This window comes from Fictibacillus nanhaiensis, assembly GCF_036213205.1.
In the GTDB taxonomy this organism is placed as follows: domain Bacteria; phylum Bacillota; class Bacilli; order Bacillales; family Fictibacillaceae; genus Fictibacillus; species Fictibacillus nanhaiensis_E.
Window position 1 is genome coordinate 116,242 of record NZ_JARMFC010000020.1, and the last position, 18,532, is coordinate 134,773.

The following is an 18,532-nucleotide window of genomic DNA, read 5'->3' on the forward strand; positions in this document are numbered from 1 at the left end:
TAACCCTAGCAAGAGTTGGGGTCAAACTTTAACAACTGAAATATGGTGGAAACTCCCTTAACCCACCTGTAAGTAGAGTAGGCTCGCATGTCCCTTTGTTTAGTAGAAAAATAGAGGGATTCACACTAGTCTCACAGTTCTTAGAGGTTTGCTCTGCTATTGCTCTAAGAACACAACAGGCACATCCACCGCGTATTGAATGGTTTAAACAGCCACAGTTTGCTAACATTTCTGCTCACCCTTTCTAGTGGAGTGGTACAAAACCACTGAGTTCATGACAATCTACTGTGACCTTAAAAATTAAAGAAGAGGAAAAATGATATAAAAAGGTGAATCCATATGATTAATGATCGATTTATTCATTTTTCACGTATTCTTTTTAAAGGTTATTTCTTATATGAGGATTATCATGAAGGAGGGAAAAAGTATGAACGTTAAGCAGTTTTTTCAGCGGAAAACGATACTCAAAAAAGATTTAACTCGCTTGCATCACACAAATGCCATCCTTTTTTTCATGCTAAGTGTAACGGGGTTCATTTTATTTTCATCTTCATTCCGCTCAACACTTCCAACATTTAGAGTATGGATAAAAGATATTCATGTTTGGATGGGCGTCCTTTTTTGTTTGCCTCTCTTTTTTTATATACCAAAAATGAAAAAACATCTTACAACTTTACGGAAAAAAAAGAACATCGTGTGAACCTTTATGTTGTTCTTTGCATCGTGACAGTACTAATTTTTACCGGACTGCAGCTCTCGTTTCATCGTCAATTCCCACCAATCGTGAGTTCTGTATCTTTATTCTTTCATGATGCTGCAACATGGTTCGGGGTTCCTTACGCCACATATCACAGCATAACGCGAAGCAAGTGGTTTAAACGATTGACTGCAAGAAAGAAGGTCGCTCAGCCAAAAGAAGAACCATTGACAATTAGTGAAGAGAATCCGATCTATAAAAGACGGACGTTTTTAAAACTACTAAGCGGTAGTATTATTGCAGTGTTATTTCTGCCTTCATTCTTAAAATGGATTAATCCATTTTTCCCTGAGGATACAGGAAGCAGTGAACAAGTTTTATCGGATGGAAACAACTTAAATCCGCAGCCGAGTCCAAGTCCAAAGTCTGCTCCTCCTGTTGGTGGTGGGCGAAGAGGGGAATTCCGCTATTACACCGTGACGGAGATTCCTGAGATCAATAATGATAATTTCAGCTTGGCAATTGATGGACTTGTAGACAGGAAACAAAAGTGGAATTGGAATCAGTTTCTGAATGTTCATCGTGACGTTCAAGTTAGCGATTTTCATTGTGTAACAGGGTGGAGTGTGTATGACGTTACTTGGGAAGGGATTCCGCTCAAAAAGTTGTTAAATGAAGCAGGTGTGAAGAAGAACGCAAAATATGTGAAGTTTTATTCGGCTGATGGCGTGTACACAGACACACTTACAATCGAGCAGGCGATGATGGATGATATTATGGTAGCTGTTCTTATAGATGGAAAATTAATAACGCAAAATAACGGAGGCCCTGTCCGATTGATCGTACCTAAAATGTATGCATACAAATCTGTGAAATGGCTGAATCGAATCGAGTTAATCGAAAAGGAGCACGTTGGATATTGGGAAAAAAGAGGATATGACAAGAATGCCTGGGTAGAATCTATCTAAAATGCTGCCGGCTAACCTAGTTTAGCCTCAATTCAAGAAGTGTATTCCACATGTGTACAAATACATTAATATTGTACATGTCTAGCGGACATATTACTCTGAAGTTTAAACATCCTTGATTAATTTCACGGTAACTTCTCATATATTCACGGATAGCGATAATAATTTCACGGATAACCTTCATAATTTCACGGATAAATTATTTTATCCGATTTTCGACAAATCCCCCTTCTTTTCAATGAAAGGGAGTATTAAAATGAATGATAAACAACTAGTGAAGAAGGGGCTTACGGTAATGGAAATTGTTGAAATACGGAATGTTGACGAATGTACAGACGAGCTGACTGATCTATTAATAAAAGTAGTCGATGAAGGAGCTTCCATCGGATTTTTGCCTCCGCTAAAAAAACAAGACGCTGATGATTTTTGGGAAAGCTGTGTGAACCCTGACATCATGTTTTGGGTTGCAAAAATAGATGGTGCGATCGCAGGGACCATACAGCTTCACTTGTGTAAAAAACCAAATGGCACTCATCGGGCAGAGGTAGCGAAGCTGATGACACACCCAGCGTTCAGACAAAAAGGGATTGGGCGAAAACTGCTGCTTCACGCAGAACAAAGAGCAAAAGAAATTGGACTGTCGTTGCTTATCTTAGACACAAGGGAAGGGGATCCGTCAAATCTACTTTATCAGTCGTTTGGTTTTCAAGTAGCGGGGCGAATCCCCTTTTTCGCTAAGAATGAAAAAGGTGAATTAGATACAACCGTTCTGTACTATAAAACGATTTGACTCTTTACCTTTGCCGTCACTTGAGGAAGATCTTGCTCTATGTGTGCGGCTTTTATTGTTCTTAATGTTGCGTAAAGTGTAATATAAAAATCTCTCAACTTTATAGAGTGCAATCTTCATTCCTTCAAATAAGAAGTAATTTAACCAATTCGTCATAAATTTGTTACGAAAGTATGGATATCCTTATTTTCCCTATTCATTTATTCCCATTCCTTTACAATTGAATTGAAGAATATGGTGAAGGAAGGGGAAGATACTTGTGGATCTCCAACTATTAATCTCAATTGTCATAATAATTATTGTATTTGAGAGTTTGTTTATCAGCTTATTTATAATGTATAAGAAAGGAAATATAGATCAGAACCCCTTATTATTACTCTGCAAAAAGGAATGGCACATCTTATACCATGCCTTCTTTAGATGGAGAACTAGAAAACGTAAGATGATTCAGAACGATAGTTACTCCTTCCATAAGAACTCCAGCTATTTTTTTCTATTTCTAGCATTAATTCACGAACAGATTATTGAAATGATTGTTTTTCATATTTACCTTAAAAAAGAAGAACCTAATATAGCACTCATTATGCTAGCTTTACATATTTACAGTGTAATCTACATGCTAGGTGATTATAATTTAATGAGAAATTCGCCTATACGTATTATTAAAGAAAAAGTAGTGATGAATATCGGTGCTAGAAGATCTCTGTATTTTAATTTGAGCGAGATTGACTATATAAAGCCTGCTTCAATCAAATACAATAAAAGCGGGGGGATTATCAACGAAAAAGAAGTATTCCATGCTACGGCTTTCCCGAGAATTTTAACTATAATCTTTGGAATAAGTGACGAATTGAAATACGAGATTATATTCAAAAAGCCTGTAAATGCTCGAGGTTACTTTGGACAAAAACAAAAAACAAATAAAGTGTTGCTCTATATGGATAATTCTTCTGAGTTTGTAAATGAAATTCAAAAGCGGATAAAAATTACCGTTGCAACAACAAAATTTGTTTAGCAGGTTCTTTATCGATAAGGCTCTTCAGGCTTTCGATTCCGAAAAGCTTCAAATGAAATAACGTATGAGTAATAAACACCGATTGCTGAATTTCCATAAAACACACCCATGAAGATACCTGCCCACAGATTTCCAGGATGGGCAAAAACAATTGAAATGAGTAAACCCAAAACGTTAGAGATAGTATTTAGCCAAGTCTGAAGTTTAGGAAATAAGATCTTCAAGATAATTAGCGCTAGAATTATGATTGGAACCGCTTGAAAAGCATCCCAAAAATTTGTATGTACGACTGGAAACTCTTCCACTTTCAATCTCCTATTATGTAAGATGATTTTACTAGCTTTGACGTATAACCAAAAATATAAAACTTTTAATATTCATTATGTATAATGGTAATAATTCTATTCTTGAGGAGTGATGAAGGTAATGAATGTAGCTCTACTCAGTAAATGGCATGTGCATGCGGTCGACTATGCTCGTGAGGCAATGGAAAATGAAGCAATCACTATAAAAACAGTTTGGGACGAAAACGAAGAGAGGGGTACCTTATGGGCAAAAGAGTTAGGGGTATCGTATGAATCCGATCTACAGAACGTGCTAACTGATCCTAACATCGACGGTGTAATTGTTACTACAGCAACAAGTCGTCATAAAGAGGTAATCATCGCTGCTGCTAACCATGGGAAACACATTTTTTCGGAAAAAGTTCTTGCTTTTACTGTAAAAGATTGTGAAGAAATTTTAGAGGCTGTAGACAAAAATAATGTACAACTTATGGTCAATCTACCAAGGTTAACAGAAAGCTTTTACCTCTATGCTCAACAAGCCGTCGACAAAGGACTCCTTGGTGATCTTACATATATTAGATGTAGAGTTGCTCATAACGGATCAGTACCTTCAGAAGAAAATCCAAAAGGATGGCTGCCACAGCACTTTTATAATAAAGAAGAGTGTGGTGGAGGGGCGCTAATCGACCTTGGGGCACATCCGATCTATTTAACGAACCGTTTAGGCGGGAAAGTAAAAGCAGTAATCGGTAAGCTAAATGAATTATACAAATTAGGCGTAGATGATAACGCTGTCGTTATGGTTGAGTATGAATCAGGTGCAATGGGTATGATCGAAACGGGCTTCTTATCTTATGGAAGTCCGCAGCAGCTCGAACTTTACGGTACGGAAGGTACAATCATGATAGAGGGACAAGAGGTAAGGATTAAAAGTAAGCACCTTAACCCAGAGGATTGGGTAAACCCGGAGCTGCCAAATTCGATTTCTACTAATATGGAGCAATGGGTTGATGCCATTGAAAAAGGTACAGTGTCGACAATTTCAAGAGATGATATAGTAAATTTAACCGCAATAAATGAAGCAGCTGCAATTTCAAGTAAAGAAGGTCGTCGCGTACAGTTAACAGAACTAGACTTAAAACAGAAAATTTAAAGATAATAAAGGAATCCAACCTCCTGGTGCAGAATGTATGTTCGTGAACAGTTTGCACAAGGAGGTTTTTGTATGAATCAAAAAACAATTTTATTAAATCAAATGGCAGCCAACCATAATGAACCAAACTGGTTTGTCCCCGTTAATCGGGCACTTGAAGGACTTACAGCTGAACAAGCAAGAGAAAAAACAGGAGATAGCAACTCCATATGGGAGATCGTCAACCACTTGATTTTCTGGAACGAACGCTATTTACAGAGGTTTAAAGGAAATAAGTCACAGCAAAAGATTGAAAGCAATGATGAGACGTTTGAGAACGAAAACAATCAGGACTGGGAAACAGCTAAAAACCAATTGTTTGCCATACTAACAGATTGGGCAAATGTCGTAAAAGAAGCAGATGATAGTATCTTTGAGATTTCTGCTCATGAAGACCGACACGATTCTTGGTATTCTGTGCTTGCCAATGTAAACATCCATAATGCTTATCATATCGGGCAGATCATAGAGATCAGAAAATCTAAAGGAAACTGGAATTCTAAAAAGGGTGTTCATTAAGGGGGCGAGTATGTGGAGAATTTAAAGTTTGTATATGTAACTTACATAGAAACTACTACTAAGAAGGTGTGGGAGGCTCTGACAAACGGAGATTTAACAGAACAATACTTTTTTGGCAGTAGAGTGGATTCAGAATGGAAAGAAGGTTCAAAGATTACGTATTCACGCGGCAGTAAGGTTACGGATTGGGGACAAATTTTAACGTGTGAGCCAGAAAAAAAGCTTTCCTATACATGGATAAATAAGTGGGATGAAGAAGAGCGGCAAGAGCCTACTATTGCGACATTTCTGCTAAAAGAGATGAACGGAACAGTGCGATTAACACTGCGTCATGAGAATTTGAAGGATGCAGATATAGTAGAGGATGAAGATACGTTCGTAGGATTTAACAACGGCTGGCCAGCAATCTTGAGCAATCTGAAAACAATGCTAGAAACTGGACGAACGTTGCCCCCAGTAATTTCTTGAATACATAAAAAAGGGAGAGAGTTTCTCCCTTTTTTTATGTATTGAACCATTCACCTTTAAGCGCTGCGATATAACGCTCAGCAGAGCGCTGAACTACCTTATCAGCATCTTTTTTTACGTGACGATTGAACGCGTTATATAATTCTTTAAATGAAAGAGAGTCTACCTTTTTTGCCATTCGATCTACCGTGCTCGCGGGAAGCGGGATGATATTTGGATAACTGTACATAAAGCTTACCCATTTTCGATCAGGCACTACTTGAATAACATCACCAGTCAAAAGAACGCCACCTGCGCCACCACTTTCCCAATGAAGCACAGCGGCACCCCTATAATGGCCACCTAGTCGATGAAGAACCAGTCCATCAGCAATTCTCTTCTCATCACCGCTCCAATAAACAATGTAATCACTTTCTTGTTGAACCCATTGTTTATCATCTTCATGTATATAGATGGGACAATCAAACGTTTCTGCCCATTGTACTTGAGTGGAATAATAATGTGGATGAGATAATGCGATCGCATCGATTCCACCTTTCTCAAGAATGCGATCAATGGTTTCTTGGTCAAGGTAAGGAATACAATCCCACAATAAATTAAAATGATTCTCCTCAACTAAAAAAGCAGATTGGTTGATGGCAAAATCGGGTTCTGTTTTTATACTAAAAAGGCCAGGCTGTTCGCTTACAATTTTATTTCTGTATTTACCAGAGCAGATCATTTCATCTAATGTTGTCCACTCTTGACCGTTAGGATTTATGTATTGCCGTTCTTCTCTACAGATCACACATTCTTCTAGTGGAGTAGAAGATGCAGGATATTGTGTACCGCATGTTGTACATAGAAACTCTTCCACGTTGTTGTGCTCCCTTCTATAATTCTACAAGCTAAGTCTAGCAAAGAATTTATGGAAAGTATTGTTAAACGACTTAACAGTTCATTGGTCTCAGTTTTAAAAAAGGGGAGAAGGGAATTAGTATACAAAACATAAAGGAGGTGGCTAGCATGTCTGTTTATGACCAGATCAGCTCTTGTTGTAGCAGGATCGAGAAAGCAGACACAAAGGAAGACGTACTTCGCGAAGTAGATAAGCTGGACAACTACGCCTCTTATCTAAACGCAGATAAAGCAAAACGACTTCATATTTATTGTGACAATATTCGTAAACTCAATGTTGATGTTAAAACAGAAACTGTCAACCAAGCAGGATTTATCCGAAATTTATTTGCCTAACATAAAGATCCCTCATGATGTTTTCATGAGGGATTTGTACGTTATTCGTATCTTGTTTCCTGAAGTGCAGCTTGAGTTTCATGAAGATGTCTTAAGTATTCTTTGGCGTGATGAAGGTGTTTTTTTTCTTCTTCTGACATTCCTTCACCTGCGTCATGTATGGATTGCTGAGCAGTTTCAAGCCATAATTTTGCTGTTTGAAAACAAGATGGCGTTTGGTTCGCTTGAGCTTCTATCATAGCTTCATCCGCACGTTTTACATGGTCTAGTGCTTCTTGAATCTTAGGGCTTAGCTGATGCTCCATTTGTATAATCTCCCTTTCACTATTTGAATTTAGGTCTGATAAGAATTCCTTCCGAATAAGATTTAAGACAAGCATAAGTTGTCCATCTTATACGTGGAGGTCTTCAATGATTATATTTATAAAATATGTACTGCTAGGTTTATCACTCGCAGCTCCCATTGGTCCGGTAAATGCTGCACAGATGGACCGCGGAATCAAATACGGATTTTGGCAAGCTTGGATGGTCGGATTAGGTGCAACTGTTGCAGACGCACTCTATATGCTTATGGTCTACATGGGGCTTGTTAGCTACATCAATACTCCGTTCATCAAAACTTTTCTCTGGCTCTTTGGCAGCTTCGTTCTCCTTTACACGGGAATCGAGACATTCAAAAAAGCTTCTCTAGAAAGAATGAACAGTAAACAAGATTACACCGTACATAACAGCAGGAGTTTTTTTGCTGGTTTTCTAATGTCTCTTACCAATCCTCTTACCATCTTATTTTGGTTAGGAATATACGGTTCTATACTTGCAGAAACTGCAACGAAATATTCGCTAGAAAGTTTACTTCTCTATAGTATGGCCATATTTTCAGGCATTCTCTTATGGGATTTCACGATGGCGATCGTATCTAGCAGTTTCCGTAAAATGCTGACTGACCGCATCTTAGATGGGATCTCGAAACTATCAGGATTATCACTGATCGGATTTGGTTTTTATTTTGGCTATAAAGGTATATCGTTTTTATTATCCTAAAACAGCTTTGGAATTTTTTCTAAAGTTGTTTTTTTGTTTCTCCAGTGAATATTCGAACGCTTAAGTAAAACAATAATACGTGTAAAGCAGGAGGGTATTATTGTGAAGAAATCTAGTTGTAATGGACCGGTTCAACCAAATCTTGATCAATCAGAAGCAAAAAATATGGCTTGGTGGCAGCTCTCTCTTGTTGGAGTAGGATGTACAATTGGAACAGGCTACTTTTTGGGTTCCACAATTGGGATTCAGCTTACCGGACCTTCAATTGTTTTTTCCTTTATATTGGCAGCTATAGGAACTTACATCGTGTTTCAGTTATTAGCCAAAATGACAGCAGCTGATCCTCAAAAAGGTTCGTTTTGTTATTATGCCACTCATGCTTATGGAAGATGGGCGGGTTTTAGTTGTGGCTGGAATTATTGGGTCTCGAATATATTGATCATGGGAAGCCAGCTTACTGCGCTCTCGATCCTCTCTCAATTTTGGCTGCCACATGTTCCGATTTGGATCTTTGCAGCTTTTTACGCGGTGTTGGCCATTATTGTTGTTCTAGCGGGAACAAAGAAATTTGATCAAGTTGAAAATTTATTGGCTGTTATAAAAGTGGCAGCTATCGTTATGTTTATTATTTTGGCGATTGCAGGACTAATCGGTATTGTGGACGGTAGAATCTATAATCTAGCCATACCAAATACGTACAACGGTTATTTTACAGGTGGATTAAAAGGATTTTGGTCGTCTCTTATCTATGCGTTTTATGCCTTTGGCGGAATTGAAGTGATCGGCATGATGGCGATGCAATTGAAAAAGACAGAAGATGCTTCAAAAGCGGGAACAATCATGCTTTTTATTCTTACCATTATCTATGTCCTATCAATCGGACTAGCCGTCTCTACTGTTGCTTTAGAAACATTTGATCATAAAGAAAGTCCGTTTGTTACGGCGATGGAAAGGTATCACCTTGGTTTTTTTCCTCATGTATTTAATGGAGCTATCATCGTAGCTGGGTTTTCAGCGATGGCGGCAGCTTTATTTGGAGTGACCAACCTATTAAGGACGCTTGCGGAAGATGGAGATGCTCCAAGATTGTTTGCGAAAACCATAAAATTTAAAAAACTGCCGCTTCCTGCCATGGGTTTAGGAGCAGGAGGACTTTTAGCTAGTATTATCACAGCCCTACTTCTTCCAGGGAGGATCTATGAATACATTACAACCGCAGCTGGAATTTTACTTTTATTCAACTGGCTATTTATCATTATGTCATCCATGAAAATTTTAAAGCACTCCTTATGGCTGAAGATGGCTTCAATTGTTGCAATCCTATTAATTTTTTTAGCTGTAACAGGAACTTGGTTTGAAGAAACAATCCGTCCGGGGCTATATGTTAGTATCGGAATCTCAGTGATTATAGGAATAATTTCAATGGTTATACAAAAGAAACGGAATAATCAAGAAGGTAATACGATTTAATTCTAAATTATTGAAAAACTATAAGCCTTTTTACTCATATTGATTCAAAAAATGATCTGATTCGACATCCACTTCGTTAGCTTAGTGCAAGACAAAAAAATTACAGGAGTGTGATGAATCATGATGAAGAAATTTGCGAGTACAGGACTAGCTTTGGGATTGCTATTAGGTGGAGGTACTGCATCCTTTGCTCAAGATGACAGCACCACTGTAGATCTTAGCACGAAGCTCAATGCTGCGATTGAAAATAATGAAACTGTAACTTCAGCTGAATTTGCAGCTTGGGCAGAAGCAAATCATTGGGAGATGTCCGATCTTCAAGCTTGGGCAAAAGCAAAAGGAATGACAGAGAGTGAAATTCAAGCTTGGGCAGAAGAGAATGGCTGGAGCGAGGAAGATAGCTCTTCTTTAGATCTGAACTTAGATGCTAGCCTAAATCTAGATAACATTTTGGATCGTAATGATAACGACCACTGGGAAGAAGATGAAAATGATGACGAAGGAATTCTTGATGATATCCTTGGTGATCTATTATAAGAAATGAGCACAAAGAAAGCCGTTCCCTCGGGAACGGCTTTCCTTATATGTTCATAATGTATCACTTGTTTTCACGATCAACCAAAACATACGAAGTTTCGAATCTGAGAAAATTGGTATCGTACACGCTGCCTGCGACCACCAATCCAGATATAGCCGGTAACGCTGTTTTGGCGAATTGCTACAGGGAAGAACCAAAAGTCACGCCCAAACTGACCTTGACGACGAAGACCTAATAGCCCCCAATTTCCTAAACAGCTGCACATCCTGGCACGAATTTGAGAAGGTTGGAACGTTTGAGTGAAAAAAGGCTGTGGAATCTGGCTTTGTGCAAATTGTTGAGGCGGTGGAGAAAATGGACCTGCTTCATCTTCTTCCGTTTGACGCTCCAAATAGTGTGATTGATCGATTGAATGCTGATGTTGATGATTATATGGATGATTGTTCATGGGATTATTATTCATGGTGTTACCTCCTTCCTCTAAACAGTTTGTTCGATATATGAATATGATAGCTGTTCCTTTTGAGTAGCTTGTTCGTTGTACATAATAGTAAAATCAGAATGAATTGGGCTAAATGATGGAGGTTTGATGAAACAGATGAAAGCAATGACAATTGATCGATACGGTAAGGATGTAGGACTTCAAGAAACAGAAATGCACAAACCTGAAATTGGCGATCAGGATCTTTTAGTCAGAATTCATGCCGCAAGTATTAATCCAATTGATTTTAAAATTAGAGATGGAAAAGTAAAAATGCTGTTATCTTACGAGATGCCGTTGATTCTTGGCAATGATTTTTCAGGAACCGTCGAGCAGGTAGGGAGTAAAGTCTCTGGTTATCAACCTGGAGACAAAGTGTATGGAAGGCCAAGGAAGAATCGAATCGGAACATTCGCTGAATATATCTCAGTACACCAAAATGATGTGGCAATCGCACCAAGTAACATTTCTTTGCTTGAGAGTGCTTCACTGCCGCTGGTTGGCCTGACCACTTGGCAAGCCTTTCATGATGTTATTCAGTTGAGAGAAGGACAAAAAATCTTAATCCACGCGGGTGCCGGTGGGGTTGGAACATTCGCGATTCAGCTTGCAAAAGCCATGGGAGCATACGTAACCACTACAGCAAGTGAAAAAGGATACGATCTTGTAAAGTCATTGGGAGCTGACGAGATTATTAACTACAAAGAACAAGCATTTGAGAAAGTCCTTAAAGGCTATGATGCTGTCTTTGATACGTTAGGTGGAACGTCTTTAGAAAAATCATTTCAAGTGTTGAGACCAGGTGGTAAAATCGTTTCAGTTTCTGCCGTTCCGAATAGAGCATTTGCAGAAGAAAACAACATGGGTTTCTTGAAAAAAATGATTTTTTCTATCGTGAGCAGAAAATTAACAATGCTTGAAAAGAAATACAATGTCCATTACCATTTCCTGTTTATGAAGCCGAGCGGAGAACAGTTAAGAAAGATTGCTGATTTGGTAGAAAAAGAAGACATCCTACCTGTGATCGATAAAGTCTTTCCATTTGATGAGGCACAGAAAGCAATTGAATACGTAGAAACGGGAAGAGCAAAAGGTAAAGTTATCATCAAGGTGGAATTACCTCTAATCGCAAATGAATAAAGGAAATTATCCTTATATTATAGAAGTTTACTTAAACACAGAAAAATACAAAATTAGGATGATTTCAAATGATTAGATATCCATTATTAATAGAAAAAGCAACAATCGGAGTAACTGCTCCTTCGTCAGGTGTTCAATCAGCTCTTCATGACATGTTCAAGCATGCCTGTCTTCGAATGGAAAAGAGAGGATATGAAGTAATTTGTGGTGATACGGTATGGACACAGAATAAGGCGAAGTCATCACCAGCAAAAACACGAGCTGCTGAATTTAATGAGATGGTAAGAGACCAAAAGATAGATGTAATCATTCCTCCATGGGGAGGTGAGCTATTAATCGAAATGTTAGAACATGTTGATTTCATGAATTTGCCGAATAAGTGGATTTTAGGATATTCAGACACAAGTACTCTCCTGCTTCCCATCACTTTAAAAACAGGAATCGCAACCGCTCATGGAACAAATTTCGTCGATTTGAGAGGTGAGTACTCTGATGAAACCACAGCGATGTGGGAAAAAGTACTCTCAACAAAAGAAGGGGAAACCGTTCTTCAGAAGTCTTCTGGCAAATATCAAAAAGAATGGAAACACGATTCACCAACACCATACATATTTCATCTAACTGAAGATACAGAGTGGAAGACAGTTTCGGGTAAAGCCGAAAAGATTTCAGGGCGTTTGCTAGGTGGTTGTATTGACGTGATTCGTCATCTGATCGGAACACCTTATGGCGACGTCGCAAATTTTCATAAACAGAAGATTAATGGTGAACCAATTTTATGGTACTTAGAAAACTGTGAAATGAACACTACTGATTTAAGGAGATCAATGGTTCAAATGAAGCTAGCAGGCTGGTTTGAAAATTGTTCCGGTATTCTGTTTGGCCGTAGCCCTGCAAATGAGCCTGTTAATGATTACACAGCAGAAGACGTATATAGAGAATTGGCAGATGAGCTGAAGATACCTATCATTTACGATGTAGACTGTGGACATGTACCGCCTCAGATTACTTTTGTAAACGGGGCTTATGCTGAGGTTCAGGTAGAAGGTGGTAGAGGGACGGTTTCACAGTATTTTCGTCCATGATAGCTTCTTATATTAGTAAAGTAAAAAAATCAAGTACAAAATCATTCAGAAGTTGTCTCCTTAATGAAGGGGGCAACTTTTTTGCTGGCCACAATTATAGAATTGATGACTAATTGTAAATATTTTAAAAATATGGTTTAAGTTTAAAGTTTAAGTGGTACATAACTTATACAAACGCATTACAATTATTGTGCATTCGTTTGTATACCATTTGTGAGGAGAGATGAAATGAAAAAGTTTTTTGGATCTGCACTTGCTGCAATCATGATGTTTGCTTTGGTGGCAACGGGGGTTTTCGCTGAATCTAATGATGCGATGGTACGTATTGTACATGCTTCACCTAATGCACCTGCAGTTGATGTCTACGTAGATGGAAAACCAGTAGTTGAAGGAGCTGAATTCAAAGCAGCCACAGATTATATGCCATTGCCAGCTGGTGAACATAAAGTTGAAGTCTTTGCAGCAGGAACAAAAGATAATGCAGTCATTTCACAAAGCTTAACGGTAGAGGCAGGTAAAGCTTATACGGTAGCTGCGGCAAACATGTTAGAAATGGTTGAGTTGGTAGTAGCAGAAGACTCCATGCAAGCTACTGAAGGAAAAGCAAAAGTGCGTATCGGGCATCTTTCTCCTGATGCCCCGACAGTGGATATTGGTTTAATTGGTGGTGATGCTTTGTTTAGTGGAGCTTCATTCAAAGCATTCACAGATTATAAAGAATTAGATCCAAACACATATGATTTAGAAATACGTACTCCTGACGGTACACAAGTGCTTGATCTTTCAGGAACAAAGCTTGAAGCAAATATGGTATACAGCGTGTATGCAATTAATACTGCTGATAAACTTGAAGTATTAGTTCTCCAAGACTCAATGGTAATGCCATCAGAAATGCCTAAAACAGGAATGGGTGGAGCATCTGAAGAGTCATCAGCAAACTATTCAGCAGGAATAATCGCAGCATCGGCTGGATTGGGAGCATTAGCGATTGTCCTATATCGCAAACGTACAGCTCAATAAAGATGAAAAAACAAATAACCTTATTGACAACCATATTCCTGCTGAGCAGTTGCTCAGCAGGATATAATTATGAAAGTGATAAGAAACAAAAGTATAGTCAGAACGAGATTCTAGTTTCATCACAAAAAGAACAAGAAGAAACAAATACAAAATCAGCTCAACAATCCGAGTCTATGATGAAAATGAATAACGAGGATGCAAAAAAAGATAGGGAAAATGAGACTGAGTCCATTGGTATTGTTCCAACAAAAATAGAGATTCCAGCTTTAAAAGTTAGTGCTACTGTAAACGGACAGGGACTAAACAAAAACGGACAGATGGAAGTACCAAATAACGGAGAAGATGTTGGTTGGTATGAGTTGGGTGCTAAACCAGGGGCAAATGGAAATGCGGTTATAGCTGGCCACGTTGATGATTATAGGGGACCTGCTGTATTTTTTTATTTAAAGAACTTAAAAGCAGGTGATCTCATTCACGTTTATGGAAAAGAGAATGAAAAAGTTTCTTTTCAAGTGGAGAAGGTTGTTGCCTATAAAAAAGAAGAGGCACCTTTACGTGTGATATTTGGACCTGGTCAGCACCCTAGGTTGAACCTTATTACTTGTACAGGTGTATATAATAGGAAAAACAATGAACATGAGAAACGGTTGGTCGTTTATGCAAAACGAATCAAACTATAAAAAGAGCAGAAACCATCTACTGAAGATGATTCTGCTCTTTTTTTAAAACTATAACAACTGTTTAACGATCATTTTCTTAATCAATCTCCATTCAACATGCCGAACACGCCTTTAGCTATGCTACCCTCATCGCTCGATCCGCCTCTATGAGGAGCTGCAGCAAACACACGACTTGCTAAACGGCTGAACGGAAGCGATTGAATCCAAACTGTTCCTGGTCCTCTCAATGTGGCAAAGAATAAGCCCTCACCGCCAAATAAAGCTGTTTTCACGCCTTTTACCATTTCAATATTGTAATCCACACCGCTAGTCATCGCGACCAAGCACCCAGTATCTACACGCAGTACTTCGCCAGGAGCCAATTCTCTTTTATGAATGGTTCCACCAGCATGAACGAATGCCATCCCATCGCCTTCAAGCTTCTGCATGATAAAGCCTTCACCACCAAAGAAGCCTGCACCAATTTTACGTTGAAATTCTATTCCGACTGTTACACCTTTCGCAGCGGCTAGAAACGCATCTTTTTGGCAGATCACTTTACCGCCAAGCTCACTTAAGTCCATTGGAATGATTTTCCCTGGGTATGGTGAAGCAAATGAAACGTGTTTCTTTCCGCGCTCTTCATTCGTAAATGTCGTCATGAACAGACTCTCACCTGTCAGAACACGCTTACCGGCATTAAAGAGTTTACCCATTAAACCGCTTCCGCTTGATGAACCTGAACCGTCACCAAAGATGGTTTCCATTTCGATGCCGTCTTCCATCATCATCAGTGCACCAGCTTCAGCAATCACGGTTTCTTTTGGATCTAATTCTACTTCAACGAACTGCATATCATCGCCATAAATTTTATAATCGATCTCGTGGTTGTTCATGTTCAATTCCTCCAATAATGTTTAATCTGTGTTTTCAGAGACCATTTCTAAGTTTGAAGATGTACCATTTTTGTATAATTGAATGGTTTCATAGGCTTTGTTTAATTCTACCTTATACAATTGTTGGTTTTTATTTTCCTATCTTCATAATCAGCAATCATCTTCTCTTCATAAAAGAGGCTCCTTCAGGTTTCTCGAATAGAATGCAAAAGTATTTACGCATCTAAAGTCTTTTGGTTTCAAATCGGGTATAAAACCTGTTAGAAAATATATCAAGGTTCCTTGAAGGAAATAAAACGTTAGTGAGATAATCTAACAGATTTGTTGAATGGAAGGTTCATTGAGATATAGTAAAGAGAGGGGGCAGGGCGAAGGAGTGGCTTCTATATGTCTTTTGAAAATACACCATATAAAGATAAGAAGGTTATTTCAATAGGTATTGTAAGTGAGTTAACAGGGTTGTCATTCAGACAGATTCGTTATTATGAGGAAAGAAAATTGATCTTTCCAGAGCGTACTGAAAAAGGTACACGGAAATATTCATTTAGTGATATTGAAAAGCTAGTTGAGATTGCAAACAAACGAGAAGACGGAGTACAAACAAATGAAATTAGAACAGAGATGAAAAAGGAGAAAGAAACACAGGCAGAAAAGAGTGTGCTAAAAGAAATGCTCCGTGGGCAATTCAATGCACATTTTAATAAAGACCATAATAAATCATTATAAAAAGGCAGTCGGAAAGACTACCTCTTTTTGTTTCCTACTAATTTCATTGTTATAACTCTTTCTAACGTCTTCCATGGGACGATTAATTTCAGCCATAACGTTAGTCTCACACCTTTACCAATCGGATACCGCAGTTTAGGAGTTTTTGGGGAGACAGCTAGTTTCGTTACAAGCTTCGCTACATCGACGGGATCTCCATGATTTTTTTTGCTGCTTTCCATGTTTTTTATCAAAGCTTTCAAATAAAAATGATATGGAGATCTAGAATTGATGGTCATGTTATCGATCGAAGACCAGATGTTTGTCTGATAAGATCCAGGTTCAATGAGAACCACATCTATACCGAACGGTCGCAGCTCCAAACGCAAACTTTCACTGTATCCTTCTAACGCGTGCTTTGATGCCGTGTATGGGGACAGCCCAGGAAAGCCGAATTTTCCAGAGATACTGCTCATATTAATGATGCGTCCTCGTTTGTTTTTACGCATGAAGGGGAGGACGGATTGTGTAATTGCGATAACCCCAAATACATTCGTCTCGAACTGCATGCGATATTCATCAATCGATAGTTCCTCTGAAAAACCCCCAAGTGCAAATCCCGCGTTATTCACTAAAACATCAATACTAGGAAACTCTTTTATGAAGTCTTTAAAATCATGAATAGATTCACTTGACGTCACATCCAGAGCGCAGAGATGAATATGGTCACTTACCATATGTTCGGTTGCCAACTTTAATAAAGCTTCTGCACGATCGACATTACGCATCGTACTCACTACATTGAAACCGGCCATCGCAAGTTCGACTGCACAATGCATGCCGAATCCGCTAGAAGTGCCGGTCACAATGGCTGTTTTTCTGTTCATTTCATTCTCCTCATGATAAAAAAAGTTCGTTAAGTTATGTACTAAACGTAAACGAACTTTTCTAAGCAATCAACTATTTATAAGGATTGTGAGGCTTTTTATCTCGATAGTTGTAAATGACAAAAACAAATCCTGAGTATGATCCAACCGCAGCTACTCCATAGATGATTCCCATTACGATTCCAGTCCAAAGACTATGAGGGTGCGCAATTAAAACAGATATGATTAAGCCTAGCATGCAGGCGATCGTTGGTATCCAAGCAGAGACGTAAGGAAAGAAGATCTTGAGGATTTCTATCATGATAATGATGGCGGGTATAGCAATCAATGCATCCCAAAAGTTAGTAAGAATGAACGGGAACTCCAAATAGATGCCTCCTTACCCTTTTTTGCCCTTTATATACTCTATACAGAATACGGCTAATCTTTCCTTCTATTTGTCCACATTGTGCAAAAATTTGTTAAGCTTATTTTTGTGTTTTTCTTCAATATAGTTACGATTGTATAACTTCAAATCCAACTCATATTCAAATGTTTTCCAATATTACAATATGTAATTTCTCATACATTCTGCAGAAAATTGTTAAGCCGCTGTAACTCCCTCACAATGTCTTTGTCATCTCTGCCTGTTAGTATGGGACAGGTCAGATTAAATAAGAAAAGGAGATGTTACTTTGAAAAAAGCAGCAGCAGGATTAGCAATAGCAGGTGTCGTGGCGTTCAATCCGATAGTGGGTGAAGCCGCTCTTGGAGATCAAACGCTGGAACCTGAGACGCAGCATTCAGATGTACAAGACCTCCAACAAACGTTAGACAAAAAAGGATATTTTTCATATAGCAAAACAACGGATTATTATGGTGACTATACAACAGATGCGGTAAAGAAATTCCAAGCAGATAAAGGCATCACGGTTGATGGCATAGCAGGTGATGAAACATTTAAAGCACTAGGAATTGATGCTTCAGAAAGTGATTCTTCAATTGTTTATGTAGCTAAGAAATACGAAGGAACTGCTTATCAATGGGGTGGAGCGTCACCTAATGGTTTTGATTGCAGCGGATACTTAAAATATATCTTTGACGAAGCAGAAAATGTTGAGTTACCTCGTACAGTCGATGATATATATGCAGAAGGAACAAAGGTTGATTCACCAGCAGTAGGCGATATCGTATTCTTTAATTTAGAAGGTGACGGACCAAGCCATGCTGGAGTATATATTGGCAACGACCAGTTCGTACATGCTTCTTCTTCAAAAGGCGTAACAACATCTGAACTTAATAGCTCTTATTGGTCAGAAAGCTATATTGGAGCAAAAAGTTACAAATAAATTATAAGAGAATGTGAAAACGTCCACTTCAAGTGGGCGTTTTCTCTTTGATGGAGAAGCGTTAGAGGTGAACGTGGGTGAAACTCAGGTGTTAATCACTTTGTTGCAGGTTG

23 protein-coding genes are annotated in these 18,532 nt (G+C 38.6%); 16 read left to right on the top strand and 7 right to left on the bottom strand.

The annotated features are described in order from the left end of the window. The first annotated feature begins 723 nt into the window (after nucleotides 1-723). From P4V41_RS17750 to P4V41_RS17760, 3 genes are all read left to right on the top strand, one after another. The gene (locus tag P4V41_RS17750; protein ID WP_328086518.1) at nucleotides 724-1,665 is read left to right on the top strand and encodes a molybdopterin-dependent oxidoreductase; all 942 of its coding nucleotides are present in this window, start codon (nucleotides 724-726) and stop codon (nucleotides 1,663-1,665) included. Nucleotides 1,666-1,960: 295 nt separating this feature from the next. Next, nucleotides 1,961-2,455 (top strand): GNAT family N-acetyltransferase, encoded by a 495-nt coding sequence (locus P4V41_RS17755; protein ID WP_328086602.1) that lies wholly within the window; start codon nucleotides 1,961-1,963, stop codon nucleotides 2,453-2,455. 442 nt (nucleotides 2,456-2,897) lie between these two features. Next, a complete protein-coding gene (locus P4V41_RS17760) occupies nucleotides 2,898-3,470 on the top strand; it encodes a hypothetical protein (protein ID WP_328086519.1) in 573 nt (190 codons plus the stop codon). A gap of 8 nt (nucleotides 3,471-3,478) precedes the next feature. Here P4V41_RS17760 and P4V41_RS17765 read toward each other — a convergent pair whose 3' ends face one another. Next, the gene (locus P4V41_RS17765; protein WP_328086520.1) at nucleotides 3,479-3,775 is read right to left on the bottom strand and encodes a hypothetical protein; all 297 of its coding nucleotides are present in this window, start codon (nucleotides 3,773-3,775) and stop codon (nucleotides 3,479-3,481) included. Between the two features lie 121 nt (nucleotides 3,776-3,896). Here P4V41_RS17765 and P4V41_RS17770 point away from each other — a divergent pair, with 121 nt between their 5' ends. From P4V41_RS17770 to P4V41_RS17780, 3 genes are all read left to right on the top strand, one after another. Further along, the gene (locus P4V41_RS17770) at nucleotides 3,897-4,910 is read left to right on the top strand and encodes a Gfo/Idh/MocA family oxidoreductase (protein WP_328086521.1); all 1,014 of its coding nucleotides are present in this window, start codon (nucleotides 3,897-3,899) and stop codon (nucleotides 4,908-4,910) included. A 72-nt stretch (nucleotides 4,911-4,982) separates the two neighbouring features. Then, nucleotides 4,983-5,468, top strand: coding sequence for a DinB family protein (locus P4V41_RS17775; protein ID WP_328086522.1), 486 nt, complete (start codon nucleotides 4,983-4,985; stop codon nucleotides 5,466-5,468). Nucleotides 5,469-5,480: 12 nt separating this feature from the next. Further along, entirely contained in the window at nucleotides 5,481-5,936 is a 456-nt protein-coding gene (locus P4V41_RS17780; RefSeq protein WP_328086523.1) for an SRPBCC family protein, read from the top strand. A 34-nt stretch (nucleotides 5,937-5,970) separates the two neighbouring features. Here the strand turns inward: P4V41_RS17780 and P4V41_RS17785 are convergent, their stop codons facing one another. Next, nucleotides 5,971-6,792 (bottom strand): MBL fold metallo-hydrolase, encoded by an 822-nt coding sequence (locus P4V41_RS17785; protein WP_328086524.1) that lies wholly within the window; start codon nucleotides 6,790-6,792, stop codon nucleotides 5,971-5,973. A gap of 149 nt (nucleotides 6,793-6,941) precedes the next feature. On the opposite strand from P4V41_RS17785, the gene P4V41_RS17790 reads away from it, so the two are divergent. Then, entirely contained in the window at nucleotides 6,942-7,169 is a 228-nt protein-coding gene (locus tag P4V41_RS17790; protein WP_197222287.1) for a hypothetical protein, read from the top strand. A gap of 41 nt (nucleotides 7,170-7,210) precedes the next feature. On the opposite strand, the gene P4V41_RS17795 is transcribed toward P4V41_RS17790, so the two are convergent. Further along, nucleotides 7,211-7,474 carry a hypothetical protein gene (locus P4V41_RS17795; RefSeq protein ID WP_328086525.1) on the bottom strand — a complete coding sequence of 88 codons (264 nt, stop codon included), beginning with the start codon at nucleotides 7,472-7,474 and terminating at the stop codon, nucleotides 7,211-7,213. A gap of 106 nt (nucleotides 7,475-7,580) precedes the next feature. Between P4V41_RS17795 and P4V41_RS17800 the strand changes: the two genes are divergently transcribed. The 3 genes from P4V41_RS17800 (at nucleotide 7,581) to P4V41_RS17810 (ending at nucleotide 10,217) form a co-directional block, all read left to right on the top strand. Next, nucleotides 7,581-8,210, top strand: coding sequence for a LysE family transporter (locus P4V41_RS17800; protein ID WP_328086526.1), 630 nt, complete (start codon nucleotides 7,581-7,583; stop codon nucleotides 8,208-8,210). A gap of 165 nt (nucleotides 8,211-8,375) precedes the next feature. Beyond that, complete coding sequence (locus tag P4V41_RS17805) at nucleotides 8,376-9,680, top strand: amino acid permease (protein WP_328086603.1); 1,305 nt, start codon at nucleotides 8,376-8,378, stop codon at nucleotides 9,678-9,680. 120 nt (nucleotides 9,681-9,800) lie between these two features. Next, entirely contained in the window at nucleotides 9,801-10,217 is a 417-nt protein-coding gene (locus P4V41_RS17810) for a hypothetical protein (RefSeq protein WP_328086527.1), read from the top strand. 77 nt (nucleotides 10,218-10,294) lie between these two features. Here P4V41_RS17810 and P4V41_RS17815 read toward each other — a convergent pair whose 3' ends face one another. Beyond that, the gene (locus tag P4V41_RS17815; protein ID WP_328086528.1) at nucleotides 10,295-10,681 is read right to left on the bottom strand and encodes a hypothetical protein; all 387 of its coding nucleotides are present in this window, start codon (nucleotides 10,679-10,681) and stop codon (nucleotides 10,295-10,297) included. Nucleotides 10,682-10,816: 135 nt separating this feature from the next. Here P4V41_RS17815 and P4V41_RS17820 point away from each other — a divergent pair, with 135 nt between their 5' ends. The 4 genes from P4V41_RS17820 to P4V41_RS17835 all read left to right on the top strand — a co-directional run bounded on the left by P4V41_RS17820 (nucleotide 10,817) and on the right by P4V41_RS17835 (nucleotide 14,624). Continuing rightward, nucleotides 10,817-11,839, top strand: coding sequence for an NADP-dependent oxidoreductase (locus tag P4V41_RS17820; protein ID WP_328086605.1), 1,023 nt, complete (start codon nucleotides 10,817-10,819; stop codon nucleotides 11,837-11,839). Between the two features lie 68 nt (nucleotides 11,840-11,907). After that, a complete protein-coding gene (locus P4V41_RS17825) occupies nucleotides 11,908-12,924 on the top strand; it encodes a S66 peptidase family protein (RefSeq protein ID WP_328086529.1) in 1,017 nt (338 codons plus the stop codon). Nucleotides 12,925-13,152: 228 nt separating this feature from the next. Beyond that, nucleotides 13,153-13,944, top strand: a complete 792-nt coding sequence (locus tag P4V41_RS17830; RefSeq protein ID WP_328086530.1) for a DUF4397 domain-containing protein — start codon at nucleotides 13,153-13,155, stop codon at nucleotides 13,942-13,944. Nucleotides 13,945-13,946: 2 nt separating this feature from the next. Beyond that, nucleotides 13,947-14,624, top strand: coding sequence for a class F sortase (locus P4V41_RS17835; RefSeq protein ID WP_328086531.1), 678 nt, complete (start codon nucleotides 13,947-13,949; stop codon nucleotides 14,622-14,624). 80 nt (nucleotides 14,625-14,704) lie between these two features. Here the strand turns inward: P4V41_RS17835 and P4V41_RS17840 are convergent, their stop codons facing one another. Then, nucleotides 14,705-15,499: a TIGR00266 family protein gene (locus P4V41_RS17840; RefSeq protein ID WP_328086532.1), complete on the bottom strand. Its 795-nt coding sequence runs from the start codon at nucleotides 15,497-15,499 to the stop codon at nucleotides 14,705-14,707. 387 nt (nucleotides 15,500-15,886) lie between these two features. Between P4V41_RS17840 and P4V41_RS17845 the strand changes: the two genes are divergently transcribed. Continuing rightward, the gene (locus tag P4V41_RS17845) at nucleotides 15,887-16,225 is read left to right on the top strand and encodes a MerR family transcriptional regulator (RefSeq protein WP_328086533.1); all 339 of its coding nucleotides are present in this window, start codon (nucleotides 15,887-15,889) and stop codon (nucleotides 16,223-16,225) included. Between the two features lie 17 nt (nucleotides 16,226-16,242). On the opposite strand, the gene P4V41_RS17850 is transcribed toward P4V41_RS17845, so the two are convergent. Together P4V41_RS17850 and P4V41_RS17855 are read right to left on the bottom strand one after the other, a co-directional pair. Then, nucleotides 16,243-17,091: an oxidoreductase gene (locus tag P4V41_RS17850; RefSeq protein WP_328086534.1), complete on the bottom strand. Its 849-nt coding sequence runs from the start codon at nucleotides 17,089-17,091 to the stop codon at nucleotides 16,243-16,245. Nucleotides 17,092-17,164: 73 nt separating this feature from the next. Then, complete coding sequence (locus P4V41_RS17855) at nucleotides 17,165-17,458, bottom strand: hypothetical protein (RefSeq protein ID WP_328086535.1); 294 nt, start codon at nucleotides 17,456-17,458, stop codon at nucleotides 17,165-17,167. A gap of 307 nt (nucleotides 17,459-17,765) precedes the next feature. Here P4V41_RS17855 and P4V41_RS17860 point away from each other — a divergent pair, with 307 nt between their 5' ends. Continuing rightward, nucleotides 17,766-18,419, top strand: coding sequence for a C40 family peptidase (locus P4V41_RS17860; RefSeq protein WP_328086536.1), 654 nt, complete (start codon nucleotides 17,766-17,768; stop codon nucleotides 18,417-18,419). Nucleotides 18,420-18,532 lie beyond the last annotated feature (113 nt).

Bases quoted from the DNA above. Each gene is read 5' to 3' on its own strand.
- P4V41_RS17800 (WP_328086526.1), top strand. From the start codon at position 7,581: ATGATTATATTTATAAAATATGTACTGCTAGGTTTATCACTCGCAGCT.
- P4V41_RS17820 (WP_328086605.1), top strand. From the start codon at position 10,817: ATGAAAGCAATGACAATTGATCGATACGGTAAGGATGTAGGACTTCAA.
- P4V41_RS17835 (WP_328086531.1), top strand. From the start codon at position 13,947: ATGAAAAAACAAATAACCTTATTGACAACCATATTCCTGCTGAGCAGT.
- P4V41_RS17760 (WP_328086519.1), top strand. From the start codon at position 2,898: ATGATTCAGAACGATAGTTACTCCTTCCATAAGAACTCCAGCTATTTT.
- P4V41_RS17790 (WP_197222287.1), top strand. From the start codon at position 6,942: ATGTCTGTTTATGACCAGATCAGCTCTTGTTGTAGCAGGATCGAGAAA.
- P4V41_RS17825 (WP_328086529.1), top strand. From the start codon at position 11,908: ATGATTAGATATCCATTATTAATAGAAAAAGCAACAATCGGAGTAACT.
- P4V41_RS17770 (WP_328086521.1), top strand. From the start codon at position 3,897: ATGAATGTAGCTCTACTCAGTAAATGGCATGTGCATGCGGTCGACTAT.
- P4V41_RS17810 (WP_328086527.1), top strand. From the start codon at position 9,801: ATGATGAAGAAATTTGCGAGTACAGGACTAGCTTTGGGATTGCTATTA.
- P4V41_RS17795 (WP_328086525.1), bottom strand. From the start codon at position 7,474: ATGGAGCATCAGCTAAGCCCTAAGATTCAAGAAGCACTAGACCATGTA.
- P4V41_RS17775 (WP_328086522.1), top strand. From the start codon at position 4,983: ATGAATCAAAAAACAATTTTATTAAATCAAATGGCAGCCAACCATAAT.
- P4V41_RS17805 (WP_328086603.1), top strand. From the start codon at position 8,376: ATGGCTTGGTGGCAGCTCTCTCTTGTTGGAGTAGGATGTACAATTGGA.
- P4V41_RS17850 (WP_328086534.1), bottom strand. From the start codon at position 17,091: ATGAACAGAAAAACAGCCATTGTGACCGGCACTTCTAGCGGATTCGGC.
- P4V41_RS17845 (WP_328086533.1), top strand. From the start codon at position 15,887: ATGTCTTTTGAAAATACACCATATAAAGATAAGAAGGTTATTTCAATA.
- P4V41_RS17755 (WP_328086602.1), top strand. From the start codon at position 1,961: ATGGAAATTGTTGAAATACGGAATGTTGACGAATGTACAGACGAGCTG.
- P4V41_RS17840 (WP_328086532.1), bottom strand. From the start codon at position 15,499: ATGAACAACCACGAGATCGATTATAAAATTTATGGCGATGATATGCAG.
- P4V41_RS17815 (WP_328086528.1), bottom strand. From the start codon at position 10,681: ATGAATAATAATCCCATGAACAATCATCCATATAATCATCAACATCAG.
- P4V41_RS17830 (WP_328086530.1), top strand. From the start codon at position 13,153: ATGAAAAAGTTTTTTGGATCTGCACTTGCTGCAATCATGATGTTTGCT.